General features: G+C 59.5%; 18 protein-coding genes. 12 read left to right on the plus strand and 6 right to left on the minus strand.

The features are described from left to right. Positions 1-420 precede the first annotated feature (420 nt). From BJF97_RS15805 to mdcH, 9 genes are all read left to right on the plus strand, one after another. Positions 421-1,455, plus strand: a complete 1,035-nt coding sequence (locus tag BJF97_RS15805; RefSeq protein WP_004119683.1) for an AI-2E family transporter — start codon at positions 421-423, stop codon at positions 1,453-1,455. A gap of 436 nt (positions 1,456-1,891) precedes the next feature. Continuing rightward, positions 1,892-3,547: a malonate decarboxylase subunit alpha gene (gene mdcA / locus BJF97_RS15810; RefSeq protein ID WP_014229541.1), complete on the plus strand. Its 1,656-nt coding sequence runs from the start codon at positions 1,892-1,894 to the stop codon at positions 3,545-3,547. Further along, complete coding sequence (locus tag BJF97_RS15815) at positions 3,547-4,389, plus strand: triphosphoribosyl-dephospho-CoA synthase (RefSeq protein ID WP_014838630.1); 843 nt, start codon at positions 3,547-3,549, stop codon at positions 4,387-4,389. Before mdcA ends, BJF97_RS15815 begins: the two co-directional genes overlap by 1 nt. A gap of 17 nt (positions 4,390-4,406) precedes the next feature. Continuing rightward, entirely contained in the window at positions 4,407-4,706 is a 300-nt protein-coding gene (gene mdcC, locus BJF97_RS15820) for a malonate decarboxylase acyl carrier protein (protein ID WP_014838631.1), read from the plus strand. Continuing rightward, entirely contained in the window at positions 4,699-5,532 is an 834-nt protein-coding gene (locus BJF97_RS15825) for a biotin-independent malonate decarboxylase subunit beta (protein ID WP_004851300.1), read from the plus strand. Before mdcC ends, BJF97_RS15825 begins: the two co-directional genes overlap by 8 nt. After that, positions 5,532-6,332 (plus strand): biotin-independent malonate decarboxylase subunit gamma, encoded by an 801-nt coding sequence (mdcE, locus tag BJF97_RS15830; RefSeq protein WP_014838632.1) that lies wholly within the window; start codon positions 5,532-5,534, stop codon positions 6,330-6,332. The genes BJF97_RS15825 and mdcE overlap by 1 nt, the downstream gene beginning before the upstream one ends. 129 nt (positions 6,333-6,461) lie before the next feature. Further along, positions 6,462-7,421, plus strand: a complete 960-nt coding sequence (locus BJF97_RS15835) for an AEC family transporter (protein ID WP_004851304.1) — start codon at positions 6,462-6,464, stop codon at positions 7,419-7,421. Positions 7,422-7,423: 2 nt separating this feature from the next. Beyond that, a complete protein-coding gene (locus tag BJF97_RS15840) occupies positions 7,424-8,044 on the plus strand; it encodes a malonate decarboxylase holo-ACP synthase (RefSeq protein WP_014838633.1) in 621 nt (206 codons plus the stop codon). After that, a complete protein-coding gene (mdcH, locus tag BJF97_RS15845; protein WP_032694463.1) occupies positions 8,041-8,943 on the plus strand; it encodes a malonate decarboxylase subunit epsilon in 903 nt (300 codons plus the stop codon). The genes BJF97_RS15840 and mdcH overlap by 4 nt, the downstream gene beginning before the upstream one ends. Here mdcH and BJF97_RS15850 read toward each other — a convergent pair. The 4 genes from BJF97_RS15850 to BJF97_RS15865 all read right to left on the minus strand — a co-directional run bounded on the left by BJF97_RS15850 (position 8,933) and on the right by BJF97_RS15865 (position 13,907). Beyond that, a complete protein-coding gene (locus tag BJF97_RS15850; protein ID WP_004135593.1) occupies positions 8,933-9,859 on the minus strand; it encodes a LysR family transcriptional regulator in 927 nt (308 codons plus the stop codon). The genes mdcH and BJF97_RS15850 overlap by 11 nt on opposite strands. Positions 9,860-10,073: 214 nt before the next feature. After that, on the minus strand, positions 10,074-11,684 hold the full coding sequence (mqo, locus tag BJF97_RS15855; RefSeq protein ID WP_236945569.1) for a malate dehydrogenase (quinone): 1,611 nt from the start codon (positions 11,682-11,684) through the stop codon (positions 10,074-10,076). Positions 11,685-12,029: 345 nt separating this feature from the next. Continuing rightward, positions 12,030-12,935 (minus strand): N-acetylmuramic acid 6-phosphate etherase, encoded by a 906-nt coding sequence (locus BJF97_RS15860; RefSeq protein WP_032694461.1) that lies wholly within the window; start codon positions 12,933-12,935, stop codon positions 12,030-12,032. 231 nt (positions 12,936-13,166) lie between these two features. Then, positions 13,167-13,907 (minus strand): SDR family oxidoreductase, encoded by a 741-nt coding sequence (locus tag BJF97_RS15865; RefSeq protein WP_032694460.1) that lies wholly within the window; start codon positions 13,905-13,907, stop codon positions 13,167-13,169. A 107-nt stretch (positions 13,908-14,014) separates the two neighbouring features. Here BJF97_RS15865 and BJF97_RS15870 point away from each other — a divergent pair, with 107 nt between their 5' ends. The 3 genes from BJF97_RS15870 to dcuR all read left to right on the plus strand — a co-directional run bounded on the left by BJF97_RS15870 (position 14,015) and on the right by dcuR (position 17,348). Continuing rightward, positions 14,015-14,938, plus strand: coding sequence for a LysR family transcriptional regulator (locus tag BJF97_RS15870; protein WP_032694459.1), 924 nt, complete (start codon positions 14,015-14,017; stop codon positions 14,936-14,938). An 80-nt stretch (positions 14,939-15,018) separates the two neighbouring features. Continuing rightward, positions 15,019-16,632: a sensor histidine kinase gene (locus BJF97_RS15875; RefSeq protein WP_004851318.1), complete on the plus strand. Its 1,614-nt coding sequence runs from the start codon at positions 15,019-15,021 to the stop codon at positions 16,630-16,632. Continuing rightward, a complete protein-coding gene (gene dcuR, locus BJF97_RS15880) occupies positions 16,629-17,348 on the plus strand; it encodes a two-component system response regulator DcuR (RefSeq protein WP_004851320.1) in 720 nt (239 codons plus the stop codon). Before BJF97_RS15875 ends, dcuR begins: the two co-directional genes overlap by 4 nt. Here dcuR and BJF97_RS15885 read toward each other — a convergent pair. Together BJF97_RS15885 and BJF97_RS15890 are read right to left on the minus strand one after the other, a co-directional pair. Beyond that, on the minus strand, positions 17,329-18,279 hold the full coding sequence (locus BJF97_RS15885) for an FAD:protein FMN transferase (protein WP_014838638.1): 951 nt from the start codon (positions 18,277-18,279) through the stop codon (positions 17,329-17,331). The genes dcuR and BJF97_RS15885 overlap by 20 nt on opposite strands. 67 nt (positions 18,280-18,346) lie before the next feature. Beyond that, positions 18,347-21,124, minus strand: coding sequence for a flavocytochrome c (locus BJF97_RS15890; RefSeq protein WP_032694458.1), 2,778 nt, complete (start codon positions 21,122-21,124; stop codon positions 18,347-18,349). Positions 21,125-21,274: the final 150 nt, after the last annotated feature.

Raw genomic sequence — 21,274 nt, forward strand, 5'->3', positions numbered from 1 at the left:
GAGAGAAGAAGACTAAAGCGCCGAGCGCCAGTGCTGCTCGCCGAGAAAGCGGGAGTGAGAGAGGGATACTGCAGGGTGAAAAGAAATATACATCCTGAACTGATTGTCCATAAAATTACAATTATCCGCGGTATTGCTTCTCGTCATTTGCGGATCAAAATTGTCCTCTGTAGTTATACACACGCAGATTTGTACCATAACGCCACATTTAACTCAAAGTCTTTGCAGTTCTTTACCTCTGGTATTTGATTTGGATTAGTTTTTTCCGATCGCAATCACCATTATGATATCGTTCCGGCCATTATTGATTAATTGGTCGTTTTTTTTCATTTTAGCGGACGCGACGCGCTGAGACGCCGACTTTGCCAACGTCTACAATGACTCACATTAGACCCCATTTTTTCTCTCGCAGGGAGCGGTATGGCCAAACCCATCATCACGCTTAACGGCTTAAAAATAGTCATCATGCTCGGCATGCTGGTTATCATCCTGACAGGCATTCGCTTCGCGGCGGATATTATCGTTCCTTTTGTTCTGGCGATCTTTCTGGCGGTGGTGATAAACCCGCTGGTTCAGCTCATGGTGCGCTGCCGGGTACCGCGGGTGCTGGCTATTTCGCTCCTGGTCGGCGTGATTGTCCTGCTGGCCGTTGTGCTGCTGGCCTCGCTCGGCACGTCGCTTAACGAGCTTGCGCGCACCCTGCCGCAGTACCGTAATTATCTCTATGAACCGATGCAGACCGTTGCGCCCTGGCTACAGCGCTTCGGCTTTACCGTGTCGGTGGTGGAGCTGAATAAGTATATTGACCCCAACGCGGTGATGACGCTGGTGACCGGCCTGCTCACCCAGCTTTCCAACGCGATGTCCTCTATCTTCCTGCTGCTGCTGACGGTGGTCTTTATGCTGCTGGAAGTGCCGCAGCTTCCCGCGAAGCTGCAGCAGCTGATGTCGCGGCCGGTGGAGGGAATGGGCGCGATTCAGCGCGCGCTGGATAGCGTCTCCCACTACCTGGTGTTAAAAACCGCCATCAGCCTGGTGACCGGCCTGGTGGTCTGGGGAATGCTGGTGCTGCTGGACGTCCGCTTTGCTTTTATGTGGGGACTGCTGGCCTTTGCGCTCAACTACATTCCCAACATTGGTTCGGTGCTCGCGGCGATCCCGCCGATCCTGCAGGTGCTGGTGTTTGGCGGTCTGTACGAAGCGCTGGTGGTCCTGGCAGGCTATCTGGTGATTAACCTGGTGTTCGGCAATATTCTTGAACCGCGCATTATGGGCCGCGGGCTGGGGCTGTCGACGCTGGTGGTCTTCCTGTCATTGATCTTCTGGGGCTGGCTGCTGGGCCCGGTGGGTATGCTACTCTCGGTACCGTTGACGATTATCGTCAAAATCGCCCTCGAACAGACGGTGGCCGGGCAAAGTATTGCCTTTCTGCTGAGTGATTTGAGTAAAAACTAACGCCATTGCGTATGCTTCCCCGGAGGCGATGCTGGCGCATCTGTCCGGGCTACCGGCCCGCAGACGACCCTTAACCTGTAGCCCGGGCAGGCGCTTTGCGCCGCCCCCGGGAGCAGAGCGCGGAGCCGATGAACTTCCCCGGAGGCGATGCGGCGCATCTGTCCAGGCTACCGGCCCGCAGACGCCCTTAACCTGTAGCCCGGCTAAACGCAGTGCGAGCCGGGAAGCCGCGCCAATACCTCAACCCGGTACGTCCCCTGCTCGTAGACCAATCATTCGCAATCATTATTGATCGTCATCACATCTCTGCCCCGTCAATCATTACTCTTACGCTAACGATTCGCCATCGGCCTTAATTGATGCCCGCCACCTCGCGACGCACACTTACTTCCACACCAGGACAATCAAAACGATTCGTCGAATCAGGAGGTTAATAATGAGTGCCGAACAAACGACGGGACGCGTCTGGAACCATCGCCGTACGGAAAAACAGCGGCGACTGACCGAGGCGAAGGTCTCGGGCAAAGTGATCCCCACCGACCAGCTGGTCGCCGTTCTTGAGCAGCTGCTGGCCCCCGGCGACCGGGTGGTGCTGGAAGGTAACAACCAGAAACAGGCTGATTTCCTCTCGCGGATGCTGGCGGAAGTTAACCCACAAAAAATTCACGACCTGCATATGATTATGCCGAGCGTCGGGCGCAGCGAGCACCTGGACCTCTTCGAAAAAGGTATCGCCCACAAGCTTGATTTCTCCTTCTCCGGTACCCAAAGCCTGCGTATTTCGCAGCTGCTGGAAGATGGCCTGCTGGAAATCGGCGCTATCCACACCTACATCGAACTTTACTCTCGCCTGTACGTCGACCTGTCGCCAAACGTCGCGCTGATCGCCGGTTACAAAGCCGACCGCAAGGGCAACCTGTACACCGGGCCGAGCACCGAAGATACCCCGGCGCTGGTGGAAGCCGCCGCGTTCCATGACGGCATCGTTATTGCGCAGGTTAACGAACTGGTCGATGACGAGTGCGATCTGCCGCGCGTGGATATACCCGGTTCGTGGATTGACTTCGTGGTCGTCGCGGATAAACCGTTCTTTATCGAGCCGCTGTTTACCCGCGATCCGCGCCTGATTAAGCAGGAACATATCCTGATGGCGATGATGGCGATTAAAGGCATCTACGCCGAGCATCAGGTGCAATCCCTGAACCACGGGATCGGCTTTAACACCGCCGCCATCGAACTGCTGCTGCCGACCTACGGCGAACAGCTCGGCCTGAAGGGCAAAATCTGTAAACACTGGACGCTGAACCCGCACCCCACCCTTATTCCGGCAATTGAAAGCGGTTGGGTCGAGAGCGTGCACTGCTTCGGCGGCGAGCTGGGAATGGAAGAGTACATTCGCGCGCGTCCGGATATCTTCTTCACCGGCGCCGACGGCTCCATGCGCTCCAACCGCGCGTTCTGCCAGCTGGCGGGACAGTATGCGGTAGATATGTTTATCGGCTCGACCTTACAGGTTGACGGCTACGCCAACTCCTCGACGGTGACCCGCGGCCGCCTCTCCGGCTTCGGCGGCGCGCCGAATATGGGCCACGACCCGCACGGTCGCCGCCACGCTACGCCGGCATGGCTCAACATGATCACCGAACCGGATCCGATGCAGCGCGGTAAAAAGCTGGTCGTTCAGATGGTGGAAACCTTCCAGGCGGGCGTGAAACCGACCTTCGTGGAAAAACTCGACGCCGTTGAGGTCGCCAAAACCTCCGGAATGCCGCTGGCGCCGGTGATGATTTACGGCGATGACGTCACCCACGTGCTGACCGAAGAAGGCATCGCCTATCTCTATCGGGCGGAAAGCCTGGAAGAGCGCCGGGCAATGGTGGCGGCCGTGGCCGGGATCACCGATATCGGGCTCGGCGTTGACGCCAAACGCGTGGCCGCACTGCGCCAAAGCGGCAAAGTCGTCTATCCGGAAGATATCGGTATCCGCCGCAGTGACGCCACCCGCTCTCTGCTCGCCGCCGGCAGCGTAGCCGATCTGGTGGAGTGGTCCGACGGTCTGTACAACCCACCGGCAAAATTCCGGAGCTGGTAATGAAAAAACTCTCCCCCCACGTTGCTGAAACCCGGGCCCGCTGGCTGGCCCAGACCGCCAGCGCCTGCCTGGTTGACGAAGCGCGACTCAGCCCCAAGCCGGGCCTGGTGGATAGCCGCGGCAACGGCGCGCATCAGGACCTGAACCTGGCCCTGATGGAGCGTTCGGCCCACAGCCTGCAGCCGACGTTTCACGCGCTGGCTCAGCAGAGCTGGCGGCGTCCGGCCGACGTTGCCCTGCGGGAAACCGTTGGCCGGCTTGGCCGCGAAGGCGAAGCGCGGATGATGCAGGCGACCGCCGGGGTCAATACCCATCGCGGCGCTATCTGGGCGCTGGGCCTGCTGGTCAGCGCGACGGCGATGCTCGGGGGGGAGGGTCAGGCACAGAGAATTACGGAAACCGCCGCCGCCCTGGCCCGTCTGCCGGACGCCTGCGCGCCAAAGACCTTCAGTAAAGGTCTGCGCGCCAGCCGCCGCTGGCAGGTTCCCGGCGCGCGGGAAGAAGCGCAGCGCGCTTTTCCGCACATCACCACCCTGGCGCTGCCGCAGCTATTGCGCAGCCGGGCCGCGGGGGCCAGCGAGGATCAGGCCCGGCTTGACGCGCTGATGGCGATTATGACCTCGCTTAGCGATACCTGCGTGCTCTCCCGCGCCGGAATGGCGGGCCTTGAGGCGATGCGGCAAGGCGCAGGCGAGGTGCTGGCGGCAGGAGGATGTGCGACAGCCAGGGGGCGCGCCGCGCTGGCGCGTCTCGACGTGCAGATGCTGGCGCAGAACGCCTCGCCGGGTGGCGCGGCGGATCTTCTTGCCGCCACCCTGTTTCTCGACCGGGTTTCCGCTTAACGCATTCAGAGGATGTTATGGAACAGATTAAATTGTCATTCCCTGCCAACCGCGCCCTCAGCGGCAAAGCGCTGGCAGGCGTTGTCGGCTCCGGCGATATGGAAGTGCTCTATACCGCCGGACAGAGCGATATGCTCAACGTCGAAATCACCACCTCCGTGGACAACAGCCAGGCGCGCTGGAACGCGCTGTTCGAACGACTGAGCCTGATTAACGGCCTGCCCGGCGGACAGCTGATCATCCACGATTTCGGCGCCACGCCCGGCGTCGCGCGGATCCGTATTGAACAGGTTTTTGAGGAGGTGGCACATGCGTAACGATCGCAGCTTTATTGAACTCCGCGCCCGTGAACGCGCCCGTACCCTGCTGGATGACGGCAGCTATCGCGAACTGCTGGATCCCTTTGACGGCATTATGTCCCCGTGGCTCGGCGCGCAGGGCATCGTCCCGCAGTCCGACGACGGTATGGTCGTCGCAAAAGGCACCATTAACGGCCAGCCGGCGGTAGTCATTGCCATCGAAGGTACCTTCCAGGGCGGCAGCATGGGCGAAGTCTCCGGCGCGAAAATGGCCGCCGCCCTTGAGCTGGCGGCGGAAGATAACCGCAACGGCATTCCTACCCAGGCGGTGCTGTGTCTGGAAACCGGCGGCGTGCGCCTGCAGGAAGCCAATCTGGGCCTTGCCGCCATCGCCGATATTCACGCCGCGATTGTCGACCTGCGCCGCTACACCCCGGTAATCGGCATTGTCGCCGGTACCGTCGGCTGCTTCGGCGGGATGTCCATCGCCGCGGCGCTGTGCAGCTACCTGATTGTCACCCGTGAAGCGCGTCTGGGCCTCAACGGACCGCAGGTGATTGAACAGGAAGCGGGGATTGAAGAGTACGACTCCCGCGACCGTCCGTTTATCTGGAGCATGACCGGCGGCGAAATTCGCTACGCCAGCGGGCTGGTGGATGCCCTGGTGGGCGATGGCATCAACGCGGTGAAAAGCGCGATGAACGAAGCCATTGCCAAAGGCGTGCCCGCGCAGCATCGCAGCGACAAATATGAAGATTTCCTGACCCGTTTGACCCATTTCGATACCCGCCAGCAGGCGGATACCGCGCAGATCAAACAGCTATTCGCCCGGGAGGAGAAATAATGAGCCAGTTCACAAATCGCGCCGCGCTGTGGCTAAACCAGCTGGCGCCGAACGCCCCGCTAATGACCGGTCTGTGCCCATCGGTGCAGGTTGCCGACGCCGATTTTAACGGTGAAACCGCCCGTTTTATCGCCGTGGTGCCGGATGCTAATAACCATTATCCACGCGCCGCTCAGGGTGAAGTCGGCCTGCTCGAAGGCTGGACGCTGGCCAAAGTGGTCAACGAAACCATCGACGCCGATGCTGATAACGCGGTGAAGCGCCCGATTATCGCGGTTATCGATGTCCCCAGCCAGGCCTATGGCCGTCGCGAAGAAGCGTTCGGTATTCATCAGGCGCTGGCGGGCGCCGCGGGCGCCTACGCGAAGGCGCGGCTTGCCGGACATCCGGTGATTGGTCTGATCGTCGGCAAAGCGATGTCCGGGGCGTTTCTCGCCCACGGCTACCAGGCCAATCGTCTGATCGCCTTTAACGACGCCGGCGTGCTGGTGCACGCGATGGGCAAAGCGTCCGCCGCGCGTATCACGCTACGTACCGTTGAGGCGCTGGAGAAACTGGCGGCAACCATTCCGCCGATGGCCTATGACGTCAGCAACTACGCAACGCTCGGCCTGCTCTCCGCCCTGCTGGATATCAGCAATCCTGACGCGCCGGACGCCCGCGATCTGACGCTGGTCACCGACACCCTGCGCGACGCCATCGCTGACGCCCGCCGGGATGTCTCGCTGAAGTGCCGCCTTGGCGCGGAGAACCGCCGTAGTTCCCAACAGGTGCGCGATCGCATGCGCGCCAGCTGGTAGTCAGTCCCTAAGTAGAAGAAAACCTGCCGGAAGCGGCCGCCCGGGGCGCCATCGCGCGCTCCGGGAAGGAACCGCTTTTAGAAATTATAACAATCGCGCCAGTACTCTATTTTCATTTACAGGTGATTTATGACTTATGTGATTATTCATGCCCTCGCGCCGATTTTTGTCATCATGCTGCTGGGCTTCTGGGCCGGCAAGGCCAAAATGGTCGATAACAAAAACGTCTCTTTACTCAACATCTTCGTGATGGACTTCGCCCTGCCCGCCACGCTGTTCAGCGCCACGGTGCAAACGCCGTGGAGCGGTATTGTCGCGCAATCGCCGCTGGTGCTTGTGCTGACCGGGGCGATGTGGATTACCTATGCGGCCATCTACTTCCTCGCGACCCGCGTCTTCAAGCGCTCGCCGCAGGATGCCGCCGTGCTGACCCTGACCGTCGCGCTGCCTAACTACGCCGCGCTTGGCCTGCCGATTCTGGGCAGCGTGCTCGGCGAAGGCGCCTCCACCTCCCTCTCCGTCGCCGTTTCCATCGCCTGCGGATCGGTACTGATGACGCCGTTCTGCCTGCTGATTCTGGAACGTGAAAAAGCGCTCGCCGCCGGAGAGAACAGCGGCTCGACGCTGGCAATGCTGCCGGTTCTGATGTGGCGTTCGGTGAAAAAACCGATTGTCTGGGGTCCGCTGCTGGGGGTCGTGCTTTCGGCCATCGGTATCAAAATGCCGGATCTGCTGCTGGCCTCTATCAAACCGCTGGGCCTGGCGGCGACCGCCGCCGCGCTGTTCCTGACCGGGGTGATTCTGTCGGCGCGTAAGCTGCAGCTCAATGCGCTGATTGCCACTTCCACTATTGTCAAACTGCTGGTGCAGCCGTTTATCGCCTGGGGTCTGGTGATGCTGCTGGGGCTGCACGGCTCTATCGCCATTACCGCCATTCTGATGATTGCGCTGGCGGCCGGTTTCTTTGGCGTGGTCTTCGGCAACCGCTTTGGCGTGCAGTCGCCGGATGCGGAAGCGGTGCTGCTGTTAAGCTCGGTTCTGTGTATTCTGTCGCTGCCGCTGTTTATCACCTTAACGTCAGGAATCTAACGATGTCATCAACGCCGCGTCCTCATGATTTAGTCTGGTTGAATAATGCCGCCGCGCTGGAGGCGATTGAGGAGTCCTGGGTCGCACAGTACTGGCGTATTAGCCTGCCGGTGGTGGTACGACGCGACGTTGATGCTAACGCCCGCATTCCGGTGGGCGTACGGGGTATGAAGCGCGAGCAACGGGCCGCAGGCTGGGTACAGAGGGAAAATATCGTCCGTACCGTCAGCCCGGAAACCCTCGCCGATCGCCAACAGCTCCTGCGCTCGCCGTTTGTCTCCCAGCCGCCGGTACAGGCGGCGATATCACTGACCTTACACCCCTGGCCGTGGCGCTGGGGCATTACCGGCAGCACCGGCTACGCGCTGGCCACCGAGATTCCGGTGCTTCACGCCGCCAGCGATCTCGATCTGCTGATCCGCGCGCCGCAGCCGATCGCTCGCGAAGCGCTGCTCGCCTGGCAGTCCCGCGTCGCGCAGCTGCCCTGCCGGGCGGATACCCAGGTCGAAACGCCCGCAGGGGCTTTCGCGCTAAATGAGTGGCTGCGCGATGGCCGCGCCCTGCTGAAAACGTCCCGCGGCGCGCGCCTGACCGCTGCGCCGTGGAACAGGGAGGAAGCATGAAAATTATCTTTACCTTTCCCGGTCAGGGAAACCAGCGGCCGGATATGCTCGCCGCGCTTCCCGACCGCCAGAATATCCTCGCTGAAGCGCGAACCGTGCTTGGCGATGAAGTAGACCATTTAGATACCGCCGCCGCGTTAAAACATACCCGTGCGGTGCAGCTGTGCCTGCTGATCGCAGGCACAGCCTGGGCGCGGGAGCTGCAGCGTCAGGGAGTAAATCCGGACATGGTCAGCGGCCTGTCGATAGGGGCTTTCCCGGCGGCGGTGATGGCCGGCGCGCTGGATTTCACCGACGCCCTGCGGCTGGTGGCGCTGCGCGGCGATTTAATGGAGCAGGCGTATCCTCACGGTTACGGGCTGACGGCGATTATGGGCCTGACGCTCGACCGCGTGGAAAAGCTGATTGCCGGCAGCGACCTCTATATTGCCAACCTGAACGCGGAAACGCAGATTGTCATTGCCGGACGCGACGACGAGATGGCCCGCGTAGCCCGGCTGGCGCTGGCGGCTGGCGCCGGTAAAGCACAGCGGCTGGAGGTCAGCGTACCTTCCCACTGCGCGCTGCTGGATGAACCGGCGGCTAAGCTGGCAAAGGCATTCACTGACGTCACGCTGCAGCGCCCGCGCTGCGCCTATCTGAGCGGCTCCACGGCGCGCGTTTTATGGGACCCGTTAAGCATTGCCGACGATTTAGCGCGGAATATGGCGCGAACCGTGCGCTGGCAGGAAGCGATGATCGCCGCTGATGAACGGGACGCGCGGCTGGCGATCGAGATGCCGCCCGGCGGCGTACTGACCTGTCTCACCCGCCAGGCGGGCTGGCAGGGGGAGTGTATTGCGCTGGAGCGCAGCGGTATCGACGTTGCCCGTCACCTGGCGAACCGGCTTAACGGCTGAGGCTGCGGGCGTACATCCGCCCTTCTGCCGCCAGCGCCAGCAGGTCGGCGTCGCGCTCACGATGGTGTGAGTAGACAATGGAGATCAGCTGGCGCATCTGATACGGCTCCGCCAGCTTCAGCAGCTGTACGTCGTTTTCATACACCTTTTTCATTCGTCCCGGCAGCAGCGCAAAGCCTACGCCCGCCTGCACCAGGCTAATCATCGAAAAGATATCGTTAACCCGGGTGACGATTTCAGGCTCGAATCCGGCCACCTGGAAGGCGTCCTGAAATCCGGCATAGGTGGCAAACCCTTCCGCCAGCGAAACAAACTTGCGCCTGGCGTAATCGCGCAGCTCGGCGGGAGCGGTGGTATCCAGCTGTTCCGTCGCCGGGGCGGCGAGGAAGATATCGTCCTCAAACAGCGGGACCACATCAAAAGCCGAATTATTAAATTCACCTTCGTTGGTGGCGATCAGGATCGCATCAAGCGCGTCATCTTCCAGCATATCCAGCAGCATCTGATTGGAGCCCATGGTGAGATCCAGCTCCAGCTCCGGCCGACGCAGCTTCATGCCCATAATAATGCGCGGCACGGTTTCAAGGGTCAGGGAGTAAAGCGTGCCGATGCGCAGCCGGCCCTGCCCGACGCCGGCTACTTTACGCGTCGCTTCCAGGCCGCGGGTCATCAGGCTCATGACGTCCTGGCAGTACTCCAGCAGCGTCCACGCCGCCGGGAGCGGCAGCAGGTTGCGCCCTTTATGAATAAACAGCGGGCAGCCGACGCCCTCTTCCAGCGTATGCAGCGCCCGGTGGACGCTGACGCCGCTCAGCTGCATGGCCTCAGCGGTTCTGGCGATGTTCCCTTTCGCCATAAACATCATAAATACCGACAGCTTGCGGAAAGTGATGTCCTGATTAATGTCGTCTTTCATTGCCCTGGGCTCCGCGTTTCGGTCTTCATTAGCATTTTGTTTCGTGATTTCAAGACAGTATAACCACAATTAATGAATGAAGGATTAGCCGGAAGGGGGATATCAGCGCGAGGGAGAGATTAGAGCAATGTCACGTTTTCGCCGGGGCAGCGAAGAGAGGCCAGTAGGCCCGGTGAGGCGTCAGCCGCCACCGGGCAATGTCAACGACGTGGGCTTACAGCGCCATATCGTGCTGCGGCGACGTTTCCGCCTTCGGCTCCGCCGGTTTGGCGGTCATCACCGGCGCGGAGGCGTTCATCTCAATCACCGGCGGTTTGGTCAGCTGCAGCGCCGCCGCGGTGTCATCCCAAACCTGCTGGGTCAGCGCGACGTTGCCGTTCAGCTTCTGACCGTAGCTCGGGACGATATCGTGAATACGGCGCTGCCATTCCGCTGAATGGAACTGCTCAGGGAACATCTGCTTAAGAACGTTCAGGGTAATCGGCGCGGCGGTAGAAGCCCCCGGCGAAGCGCCCAGCAGCGCGGAGAGGGTTTTCTGCTGATCGACCACCACTTCGGTACCCAGCTTCAGTATGCCGCCCTTCTCTGCATCTTTTTTGATGATCTGCACGCGCTGACCGGCCTGGATCAGCTTCCAGTCCTCTTTACGCGCGCCAGGGTAATACTCTTTCAGCGCCGCAAAACGGTCGTCGTCGCTGAGCATCACCTGGCTGATGAGGTATTTCACCAGATCGAAGTTGTCCAGACCTACGTGGGTCATCGGCAGGACGTTATCGGTGGTGGTGGTGCTCAGCAGGTCGAAGAACGAACCGTTTTTCAGGAATTTCGTCGAGAAGGTGGCGAATGGCCCAAACAGCACCACGCGCTTGCCGTCGAGGAAACGGGCATCAAGATGCGGGACCGACATCGGCGGTGCGCCTACAGAGGCCTGACCGTAAACTTTTTGCTGGTGCGCATTGGTCACCGCCGGGTTTTCGGTCATCAGGAAAGAGCCGCCTACCGGGAAACCCGCATAGTTATCCGCTTCCGGAATACCGGTTTTTTGCAGTAATTTCAGCGCGCCGCCGCCGGCGCCGATAAATACGTATTTCGCATCGATCGCCTGCTCTTCACCGCTATTAACGTTTTTAATCGTCACGTGCCAGGAATTATCGGTATTGCGTTTAAAATCGGTGACTTCTGAAGAGGTCTGCAGCGTGAAGTTATTATTTTTCTTCAGGCTACCGATCAGCTGGCGGGTTATTTCCCCATAGTTAACGTCGGTACCCACCGGAGTCCAGGTTGCCGCAACGCGCTGCTGCGGATCGCGCCCTTCCATCACCAGCGGCGCCCACTGTTTTATTTGCGCGTGATCGGTAGAGAATTTCATCCCCTGGAATAAGGTCGTTTGCTGCAGCGCGGCGTAGCGTTTTTGCAGATAATCAACGTTATCTCCCCAGACGAAACTCATGTGCGGCGTGGAGTTAATAAAAGAGTGCGGATCGTGCAAAATGCCGCGTTTGACCTGCGCCGTCCAGAACTGGCGGGAGATCATAAACTGTTCGTTAATATCCAGCGCTTTGCTGACGTCGATGGTGCCGTCCGGGCGTTCCGGCGTATAGTTCAGCTCCATATTCGCGGAGTGCCCGGTACCGGCGTTGTTCCAGCCGTTAGAGGACTCCAGCGCGACGCCATCCAGCTTCTCAACCATCACCTGTTTCCAGTCCGGCTGTAATTCCTGCAGCCAGGTCCCCAGCGACGCGCTCATAATACCGCCGCCAATCAGCAGGAAATCGGTTTTTTTCGAGGTATCGTCATTTGCGAAGGTCGCCGAGCTGACGAACATCGCTAATGCGGTCATAGATATAATCGTATTTTTAATTGCAGGCATAATAGAAATATCACATAGCACAAGTGTAATAAGAGCGTGCATATTAACGCACTTTTACTTTATTTTAAAATATCATTTACACATCCGCACACATAGCTAATTATTGTTAACCTGGTTTTTTAACTTAAAAAAGTAAAAGCCTCGCCAGCAGCAATAAATACGCCTTGCGATGGCCATTTTCAAACGGGGAATTAAACCCGGGTAAGCGGATGAAGAGTATGGAATAACGATGCTGTTGATGACCAGATTATTTTGCGTTATCCGGCGCGTATTGTGGAAATACGCGCCGTCGGGTTAAGTTCAGGCAACCGTCTGCGCCGCGCGTAGCGCAATCCGCAGATGATCGTTATGCTCTGCCAGCAGCTCGCGCGCCTGCCAGGCATCGAGCCCGCTGAGGAGCATGAGTATTGCCGTCCGGCAGTGCTGATTGCAGCTGGCCAGCGCGGCTTTGGCCTCGCTGCGCGAGCACCCCGTCGCCGCCATCACGATCGCTATCTGCCGCTCGGCCTCGTGCGGCGTATTGGCCTGCAGATCGACGCGCAGGTTTTCATAGACCCGTCCTTCGCGAATCGCCAGCCCGGTGGTCAGCATCGTCAGGATCTGCCGCTGCGCGATGCGCGCTTTCGGATTCCCGAAACCCGCCACCGCTTCCGGCCCGGTTTGCGGGGCGATAATGATATCCGCTAGCTGCGCGGCTTCACTGGCGGGCTGCTGCGTCACAACCGCAATCGGCGCCCCCAGCGACCAGGCGTGGCGCATCGCGCCCCAGACCCACGGCGTTTTGCCGCTAACCGTCAGCGCCAGCAGCATATCCTGGTTGCTGAATCGCAGAGCCTCAAGTTCGAAAGCGCCAAGATCGTAATGACTCGCGGCGGTTTCCATCTCCTGCCGCGCGGCGGTCGCTCCTCCGGCGATAAGGGCGACCAGCGAATGTTTTCCCTCCGGGGTAAATTCATTCACCGCCTGTGCGGCGGCTTGACCCGATGCCCCGGCCCCCACAATCACCAGCCGCCCTCCCCGGCTGAGCGTCGCCGTCGCGTTATCCATCAGGCGCGCGATCGCCGGCAAACAGGCCTCAACGGCATCGGCAATCCGCTTATCATCCTTATGCAGCAGCGTCAGCATATCGAGGGTGGCAAGACTATCAATATGGGTGGTTTCAGGGTGGCGTCGTTCCATCATTGAAGCGGTTGGCTTACTGCTCATAAAAACCTCCATTTAAACGCGAAAGAACCTTCCGGGACGAAAGCGCAGGCCTGAGGCAAACCCTTTCATTGACCATGGCTATTAATGGCAGTGTAAGGCTTAAGCGACGCGCTTTACCGCCACCGGAGTCACAGTTTTCATCCCCCTGAAGCCATTCAGCTGCCGATTGGTCGTTATCCAACCAGCGGCGCGTTCGGCGCGCCGAGGTTGCGAGGCGAGGCCAATGCGCTATTAGCGCAACGTCAGCCCGCCATCCACGACATACTGGCTACCGCTCACGAAGGACGCCGCGTCGGAAAGCAGAAACAGCGCCACATCAGCCGCTTCAGCCGCCGTCCCCTGGCGGTGAAGCGCCAGGCGGCTCACCACCGAGGCTTCAAATTCGCGGCGCACCTCGTCGCGCATAAAATGGCGAAATGGGGTGTCAATCGGGCCGGGAATCAGCGCGTTAACGCGAATATTTCGTTCCCCTAACGCCGAGGCCCAGCAGCGGGTTAACGAAATCAGCGCGCCTTTAGTCGCCGAATAGAGGCTTGCCGCCGCGGCCCCTTCATAAGCGGAAGTGGACGCCGTCACCACCACCGAGGCTCCCGCATTAAGCTTTCCGGCGAGCGCCGCCATCTGGAGAACCGGCCCGCGCACGTTGGTCGCCATCATGCGATCAAAGGCCGCGGCATCCACCTGCGACAGCTCCCCAACCGCTGCGTATCCGGCGTTGAGCCAGAGGCCATCAAGTCCGCCGGATGAATCGATCGCCTCGGCCAGCGCCGCGCCGGTCAGCGGATCGCTGGCATCATTGTCAATGACCCGCGCCCGATCCGAGAGCTGCCGGCGAAGAGACGCCAGCCGTCCGGGATCGCGCCCGGTGGCGATCACCCAACCGCCTTCGCTATCGATGCGCTTTGCCCCGGCAAGCCCGATTCCGCTTGTCGCACCGGTGATAAGAACTCTTTTTGCGCTAAATCTCGCCATGGTCATTGCCCCTCTCTGCGTAATCACATTTATCAGGATGGTAACCAGCGAAGAACTGTTTGATAATACCAGTACTATCAATAAGACTGTTTGGGGTAATAGCCATAATGCGCGGAAGTGATTTTGCGGAATTAAGAGCCTTCGCGATGGTCGTTGAGCAAGGCAGTTTTACCCGGGCGGCGGCGCATCTCGGCGTCACGACCTCCACCTTAAGCGCAACCATCCGGCGTCTCGAGGAGCGCATCGGCGTACGTTTATTACACCGGACAACGCGCAGCGTCGCGCCGAGCGAGGCCGGCAAGCGCATGATGCAGCGGCTGGCTCCTGCGCTGGCGGCGCTGGAAGACGCGGTTACCGATGCCCGGACGGCCAGCGCGCCCGCGGGCCGCCTGCGCCTCAATGTGTCGCGCATCGCTGCGATTCATTATCTGGCGCCGCTGCTGGGCGGATTTATGCAACGCTATCCCAACGTTGAGCTGGATATTGTTACCGACGATGCTTTAGTCGATATCGTTTCTTCCGGTTTTGACGCCGGAATTCGTCTCGGTGAAAAGCTCCATCAGGATATGGTTGCCGTCAGGCTGAGCGGCGACCTTGAAATGAAAGTCGTCGCCTCGCCGCACTATCTGGCGCAAGCGCCGCAGCCGCGAAAGCCGCAGGATTTGCTGCAGCACCCCTGTCTGACTTATCGCAGGCCCAGCGACGGCAGCGTTTATCGTTGGGAGTTTCAGCGCGACGGCGAACGCTACGAGATTGCGGTCAAAGGGCCGATCGTCGTCGATGAACCGGCCATGCTGACGCCGTTAGCCCTCAAGGGCACCGGTATCGCCTATCAGTTTGCCCATCAGGTCGATCCCTGGCTGGAGACAGGCCAGCTAGTCCAGCTATTGAAAGAGTGGACCCCGGCTTTTCCCGGGTTTTACGTTTACTACCCCAGCCGTAAGCAGATGGCATCGCCGCTGCGGGCGTTTATTGACTATCTGCTGGCCGTCGGCGGCAAATCGCGTCCGCCAGAATTGCCGTCTGGCTGATTTTGCTTTTATTACGCGGCTTTATGAAAACCGCGCATTCAGCGATAATACGCCTCTATCCGTTTTCTCCCGGGGTCGGTATGAATGAATTCGCGCAGCAGCCCGCGCGTAAACGCGCAATGAGCATGAAGCTGAGCACCGCCGTGACCTTAATGATCGGCAGCGTCATCGGTTCAGTACTGATTCTGGTCTATGCCCTGTGGTTTATGCAGATTAGCGGCGCCACCCGCGACGGCGTGAAAGATACGGCGCTGGCGGTGGCGCGGACGCTGGCCGATACCCCGGAAGTCAAGCGCGGCCTGACGCTGCCGCCGGACAGCGGCATTATTCAGCCGCTAGCGCTGGCCGTCACCCGGCGCAATGGCCTGCTGTTTGCCGTCGTCACCAATATGGACGGCATTCGCTACTCGCATCCCAATAGCCAGATTATCGGCAAACCTTTTATCGGCGATGACATCCGGCCCACGCTGGCGGGCAAAGAGAACGTTGCCGTTAACCACGGCGTGCTGGCTCCGGCGCTGCGCGTCTTCACCCCGGTGTTTGACGATAGCCGCCGGCAAATCGGCGTGGTGGCGATTGGCATTTCGCTGAGCAAAGTCGATACGCAGATCGCCGCCAGCCGCTGGGATGTGATTCTGACCGTGCTGTTCAGCGCGCTCGTGTGCGCCGTCGGTACATGGAGTCTGGTTCGCGGCCTGAAGCGCGTCCTGCTGGGCCTTGAGCCGCAGGAGATCTCAACGCAGTTCCAGCAGCGCCAGGCGATGCTGCACTCATTAAAAGAGGGCGTCGTGGCGGTGGATACGGACGGCAAGGTGACGCTGATTAACCCCGCCGCGCGCGACATTCTGTTTAACGGCCCCGGGAACGATATCGCGCAAACGCCGCTGCTGGCGGATTTGCAGGAAGTGCTGCAAACCGGCGAGCCGATTTACGATCGGGAGCTGGGCTGTAACGGTCTGCTGCTGATCAGCAACACGGTCCCCGTCCGCGACGAGGATGACGTGGTCGGCGCCATCAGCACCTTCCGTGACAAAACCGAAGTCAGCCAGCTGCTGCAGCGGCTTGACGGGATGGTGAACTATGTGGACGCCCTGCGTACCACATCCCATGAATTTATGAATAAGCTGCACGTGATCCTCGGCCTGTTGAATATGAAAAGCTACGATAAGCTGGAAGAGTACGTGCTGCAGACCGCCCACACCTATCAGGCGGATATCGGCGAAATCCAGCACCGGATTAAATCACCGGTAGTGGCAGGCTTTTTGATCGGTAAAATTCAGCGCGCTAAGGAGCGGGGTTTTACCCTCACTCTCGCCGAAGAGAGCCTGGTGCCGGACTGCCCGAATGAAAAACAGGTCACCGTACTGGTTACGGTGCTGGGTAATTTAATCGAAAACGCGCTGGATGCTATGAGCGGCCAGGCCGAAGGCGAAGTCGGCCTGCTGCTGCATTACCAGAACGGCTGGTTAAGCGGCGAAGTCAGCGATGATGGTCCCGGTATCCCGGAAGCGTTTATCGATGATATTTTTAATAAAGGCTTCTCCACCAAAGGCGAAAACCGCGGCGTCGGGCTGTTTCTCGCCAGCCAGCAGCTTCGCGAACTGGGCGGATCGCTGGCCGTGGAATCCGAACCCGGCGTATTTACTCAATTTTTTGTTCATCTCCCGTGGGACAGTAAAAGGAAAAGTGCGTGATAAATGTATTAATTGTTGACGATGATGCCATGGTTGCCGAACTGAACCGCCTGTACGTGGGACGGGTCAGCGGCTTCCGCTGCAGCGGCACGGCGTCTACGTTGAGTAAAGCCAGGGAGATGATTAACGACAAGGATCTGGAGATAGACCTGGTGCTGCTGGATGTCTATATGCAGCAGGATAGCGGTCTGGATCTGCTGCCCGCCATTCGCGCGTCCGGACGGGCCATCGACGTGATTATGATTACTTCCGCCGCGGATGCCGCGACGGTTCAGGCCTCGATGCGCTACGGCGTGGTGGACTATCTGATCAAACCCTTCCAGTTTCCACGGTTTGAAGAGGCGCTCACCGCCTGGCGCGAAAAGCGTAAGCTGATGACCGGTCAACCCTATTATGAACAAGCGGATGTCGACCGGCTGCTGCACGGCGGCGTACCGGAAGCCGCTGACGCCCGCAAGTTGCCGAAAGGCCTGACGCCCCAGACGCTGCGCACCCTCTGTCAGTGGATTGATGCCCATCCGGACGTGGAGTTCTCCACCGACGAGCTGGCGGCAGCGGTAAATATATCCCGGGTTTCGTGCCGCAAATACCTGATTTGGCTGGCGCAAATTAATATTTTGTACACCAGTATCCACTACGGCGCCACGGGACGTCCGGTGTACCGCTACCACCTGATAGCGGAGCAGTACGGCCTGCTTAAGCAGTACAGCCAGTAAGCCGGTAACCGTCATCCAGCAGCTGAAAGCGGAAACGACGCTGTGAAGAGAGGATAACGTCGCGATTTTTAGTGACGAAAATCGCTTCGATATCCTCGCGCTGGCGCAGCGCCGCGCAGCCTTTCTCTACGCCAAGACCGTAGATCAGGGTGGTCCAGATATCGCCGTCCAGCGAGTCGGCGGAAATAATCGTTACGCTCTCCAGCTCGTTATCCAGCGGGTAGCCGCTACGCGGGTCGAGAATATGGTGCCAGCGTTTGCCGTCCTGCTCGAAGTAGCGTTCGTAAATGCCCGAGGTCACCACCGATTGCCCCGCCACCGCAATGCTGCCAATCAGCGCATCCGCCGCTGAGTACGGTTTTTTCAGCCCGATAGACCATTCGCCCAGGGTATGGACATTGCCGCCGAGATTAATCAGCGCGGCGTTCACGCCCTGCTGCCGCAAATAGTCGCGCACCCGGTCGGCGATATAGCCTTTCGCGATGGCCCCAAGATCGATCTCCATTCCCGTCCGCGCAAGGTAGACGCTGCTGGCGGCGTCGTCGAGGATCACATCCTGCGCACGCGTTAACGTCAGGCGAGCGGCAATATCCTGCGGGGCGGGCACGCTCTGGCCCTGAAAACCAACGCGCCACAGCTTCACCAGCGGGCCGATCGCCAGGTTAAACGCGCTGTCCCGCACCATGCTGGCGGCTTTGGCGCATTTAATCAGCGCATACACCGGGCGGCTCACCGTCACCGGATGTCGCCCGGCGGCATGGTTGATATCCATCACCTGGGAGTGCGCGCGGTTAACGGTGAAAAGATCTTCATAGCCTTTAATCAGCTGAAAGACGCGGGAGGCGAGCGGTTCATCGTGAACGTAGAGCTTGAGGAGAATGGGCGAACCCATCAGTACAGCGGAGTAGCTGTAGACGCGGTTGTCGGACATATCGCACTCCTCAGAGAGATAAGAAGCCGGGCCGTCTATTTGCCAGCCCGGCGGGTGTCGCTGACGTTTAACCTCTGGCGCGTTTCGCCGCCTGATGGCCCGCGAGGGTCCCGAAGATAATAATATCGGCCACCGCGTTACCGCCGATGCGGTTACCGCCGTGAATGCCGCCAACCACTTCGCCCGCGGCAAAAGCGCCCGCAATCACCTGATGACCGGCATTCAGCACCGCGGTATCGGTGTTAATGGTCACGCCGCCCATCGTGTGGTGTACCCCCGGAGCGATACGAATCGCATGGTAAGGGCCTTCATTGATCGGCGCACGCAGCGCGGTGGTACGGCCAAAATCATCGTCATGCTGTTTTTCAACAAAGCCGTTGTAGCGTTCCAGCGTATTGAGAAAAGCATGGTAATCCATCCCCAGTTTCTCCGCCAGCTGACGCGGCGAGCTGGCGCTGGTGACGAAACCTTTAGCGATGTACTCATCGGCGGCTTTGTTTTTCGCCCGGACGTGCTCGTCAAAGACGATATAGGCGAAGTGCTCAGGCAGCGCGATAATCGCGGCGGAAACCTTATCGCGGGTCTCCATTTCGTTGAAGAAGCGGTTGCCCTGCGGGTTCACCAGTATCGCCCCGCCGCCGCGAATCGACTCGGAAATCAGGTACGAGGTTTGCTGCTCGACGGTCGGGTGAATCTGAATTTCACCCATATCCACGGTGCCCGCGCCGATGCGTTCAAGCAGCGCGATACCGCCGCCGGTCGCCCCTTTATGGTTGGTGGTCACAAAGCCCGCCAGATCCGGGCGGTATTTCACCACCATCGCGCTGTTGGCGCTGAAGCCGCCGGTAGCCACCACGATGCTCTTCGTCTGTACCACTACGGATTCGTTTTCATCGGTGAGCAGGCGCACGCCGCTCACCTCATCGTCGGTCATCAGGATCTCTTCCACCGATGTATCCAGCAGGACATCGATACCGCGTTTGGTGATGTTACGCACCAGGCCGCTGATCAGGTAGCCGCCGACCGCCGACCCGTCGCGCGGACGGTGGGTGCGGTCGATGCTCATCCCGCCGGTAGTGGTGATATCGTTAAGCATAATGCCGCGACGCGCCAGCCACTCAATGGCTTCCGGCGCATTCTCCACGAAGCGGCGAAGCAGCTGCGGGTCGTTTTTGTTCTTACCGCCTTTCAGCGTTTCCTGGTAAAACAGCTCTTTGCTATCTTCAATACCTTTCACGCGCTGGAAGCGGGTCTCTGCGGCGTTCATCCCGGCAGAAGCTTTAATGGTGTTACCGCCGATGGTCGGCATTTTTTCAACGATCAGAACGCTCGCGCCTTCATCGTGTGCCTGAATCGCGGCCGCCAGACCGGCTCCGCCGCTGCCGACCACCACCACATCGTAGCTTTTCGGCGCCGCATCGCCCGCGCCCTCTTCGGCGGCCAGCGCTTTACTGGACTTCAGCATCGCTTTGGAAACCGCCTTTTTCACCGCTTCACTCTGGCTGGTTGCGCCGGAAATCGCATCCACGTGCGGGGTGTTGGCGCTGAGGATCCGCTCGCGGATCTCTTCAAAGCTGGTGGTGAACTCGACGGTCTGTACCGGGCTTGCCGCCAGTGCGATATCGGCAATGCGGTCGTTTTCCAGGCTGACGTTTATCACCAGCTCGTTAGCGTCGTCCTGAACGGTTTCGACGAACATCCCCGGTTTGAATTTGGCGTCGCCCATGCTCATATCGCGGATCATCGCCTCCACCAGCGAGAAGCGCCACAGCGGTTCCGGGATGTTCAGCGCTTCGCGCTGGGTGCTGTCAATAAACAGCTCCAGCTCTTCGCCGGCGGCAATGCGCGCCGTCCAGTCAGGATACGCGATACAGGCGCGGCCCACCGCCATCAGGTCGTAGCCGTGATCCAGGCCCTGCTCGGCATCGGCCGCGTTCACTACCCCGCCCACGCCCATCACCGGCACCTGAGCCAGGGTTTCGGAGCGCATGGCGCAATATTTTTCAATCAGCGGCGTGGGATCGGTGGTATCGACAATCGAGGGTCGCAGCGTGGCGCCAACCGAGAAGTGGAGATAGTCGACGCCGCGGGCGGCCAGCTTTTCCAGCAGATACATGGTGTCAGCAAAACGGATACCGGGGACTTCCATCTCTTCCGGGGAGAACCGGTAGCCGATAATAAAGGCATCATCGGCGTACTGGCGGGCCATTTTGTGGGTGATGTCCAGTACCGCCAGCGGGAATTTCGCGCGATTATCGCGGCTGCCGCCCCATTCATCGTCGCGCTGGTTAGAGTTTGGCGAATAAAACTGCTGGATCAGATAGGTGTTCGCGCCGTGAATCTCGACGCCGTCGAAACCGGCCTGAATGGCGCGGCGTACGCCTTCGCCAAACTTCGCGATCATGCCCTCGACTTCAGCGCCGCTCAGCGCGCGGGGGGTTGCTGCGCCATCGCGCGGCGCGGCAATCGCGCTCGGGGCCACCGGCTGGCGTCCGCCGATAAGCTGCGGGTCGACCATCCGGCCGCCGTGGTAGATCTGCAGAATCGCTTTTGACCCTTCCGCCTTGATAGCGGCGGCAATTTTCGCCAGGCCAGCCACTTTTTCATCATTATCGATACCGATGGCGCCGGGGAACGCCAGACCGTAGTCATCAATAAAGCAGCATTCAACGATAATGGTGCCGATACTGCCTGCGCGAGCGCGGTAGTACTCAACCAGTTCGCTGGTCACGGTACCGTCAAAATAACCGGTGCAGGTGGTCATCGGCGCCATTAACAGGCGGTTTTTAAGCTCAGTACCGTTCGGTAAAGTAAAAGGACGCAAAATTCGTGGATGACTGGTCATAATGACGCTCCAGATTTTAAATATTGAAAATTGAGAATTGGGTGACGGAATTGTTTTTGTTTGTATTTGGTAATCCCTTAAGTCATGCCAATAATATAGCGCTTTTTTTAGTTACCAAAATAATTACGTTAGTTAAAAAACTATTTAATA

It is taken from the genome of Klebsiella sp. LTGPAF-6F (genome assembly GCF_001753185.1).
GTDB lineage: Bacteria > Pseudomonadota > Gammaproteobacteria > Enterobacterales > Enterobacteriaceae > Klebsiella > Klebsiella michiganensis.

What these genes read in the sequence shown, in the direction of transcription:
- BJF97_RS15860 (WP_032694461.1), bottom strand. Translation starts at nt 12,935, where the DNA reads ATGAGCAGTAAGCCAACCGCTTCAATGATGGAACGACGCCACCCTGAA.
- BJF97_RS15890 (WP_032694458.1), bottom strand. Translation starts at nt 21,124, where the DNA reads ATGACCAGTCATCCACGAATTTTGCGTCCTTTTACTTTACCGAACGGT.
- mdcC (WP_014838631.1), top strand. Translation starts at nt 4,407, where the DNA reads ATGGAACAGATTAAATTGTCATTCCCTGCCAACCGCGCCCTCAGCGGC.
- BJF97_RS15805 (WP_004119683.1), top strand. Translation starts at nt 421, where the DNA reads ATGGCCAAACCCATCATCACGCTTAACGGCTTAAAAATAGTCATCATG.
- mdcE (WP_014838632.1), top strand. Translation starts at nt 5,532, where the DNA reads ATGAGCCAGTTCACAAATCGCGCCGCGCTGTGGCTAAACCAGCTGGCG.
- BJF97_RS15870 (WP_032694459.1), top strand. Translation starts at nt 14,015, where the DNA reads ATGCGCGGAAGTGATTTTGCGGAATTAAGAGCCTTCGCGATGGTCGTT.
- BJF97_RS15835 (WP_004851304.1), top strand. Translation starts at nt 6,462, where the DNA reads ATGACTTATGTGATTATTCATGCCCTCGCGCCGATTTTTGTCATCATG.
- BJF97_RS15815 (WP_014838630.1), top strand. Translation starts at nt 3,547, where the DNA reads ATGAAAAAACTCTCCCCCCACGTTGCTGAAACCCGGGCCCGCTGGCTG.
- BJF97_RS15850 (WP_004135593.1), bottom strand. Translation starts at nt 9,859, where the DNA reads ATGAAAGACGACATTAATCAGGACATCACTTTCCGCAAGCTGTCGGTA.
- BJF97_RS15875 (WP_004851318.1), top strand. Translation starts at nt 15,019, where the DNA reads ATGAATGAATTCGCGCAGCAGCCCGCGCGTAAACGCGCAATGAGCATG.
- BJF97_RS15825 (WP_004851300.1), top strand. Translation starts at nt 4,699, where the DNA reads ATGCGTAACGATCGCAGCTTTATTGAACTCCGCGCCCGTGAACGCGCC.
- mdcA (WP_014229541.1), top strand. Translation starts at nt 1,892, where the DNA reads ATGAGTGCCGAACAAACGACGGGACGCGTCTGGAACCATCGCCGTACG.
- mdcH (WP_032694463.1), top strand. Translation starts at nt 8,041, where the DNA reads ATGAAAATTATCTTTACCTTTCCCGGTCAGGGAAACCAGCGGCCGGAT.
- mqo (WP_236945569.1), bottom strand. Translation starts at nt 11,684, where the DNA reads ATGTTCGTCAGCTCGGCGACCTTCGCAAATGACGATACCTCGAAAAAA.
- BJF97_RS15840 (WP_014838633.1), top strand. Translation starts at nt 7,424, where the DNA reads ATGTCATCAACGCCGCGTCCTCATGATTTAGTCTGGTTGAATAATGCC.
- BJF97_RS15885 (WP_014838638.1), bottom strand. Translation starts at nt 18,279, where the DNA reads ATGTCCGACAACCGCGTCTACAGCTACTCCGCTGTACTGATGGGTTCG.
- BJF97_RS15865 (WP_032694460.1), bottom strand. Translation starts at nt 13,907, where the DNA reads ATGGCGAGATTTAGCGCAAAAAGAGTTCTTATCACCGGTGCGACAAGC.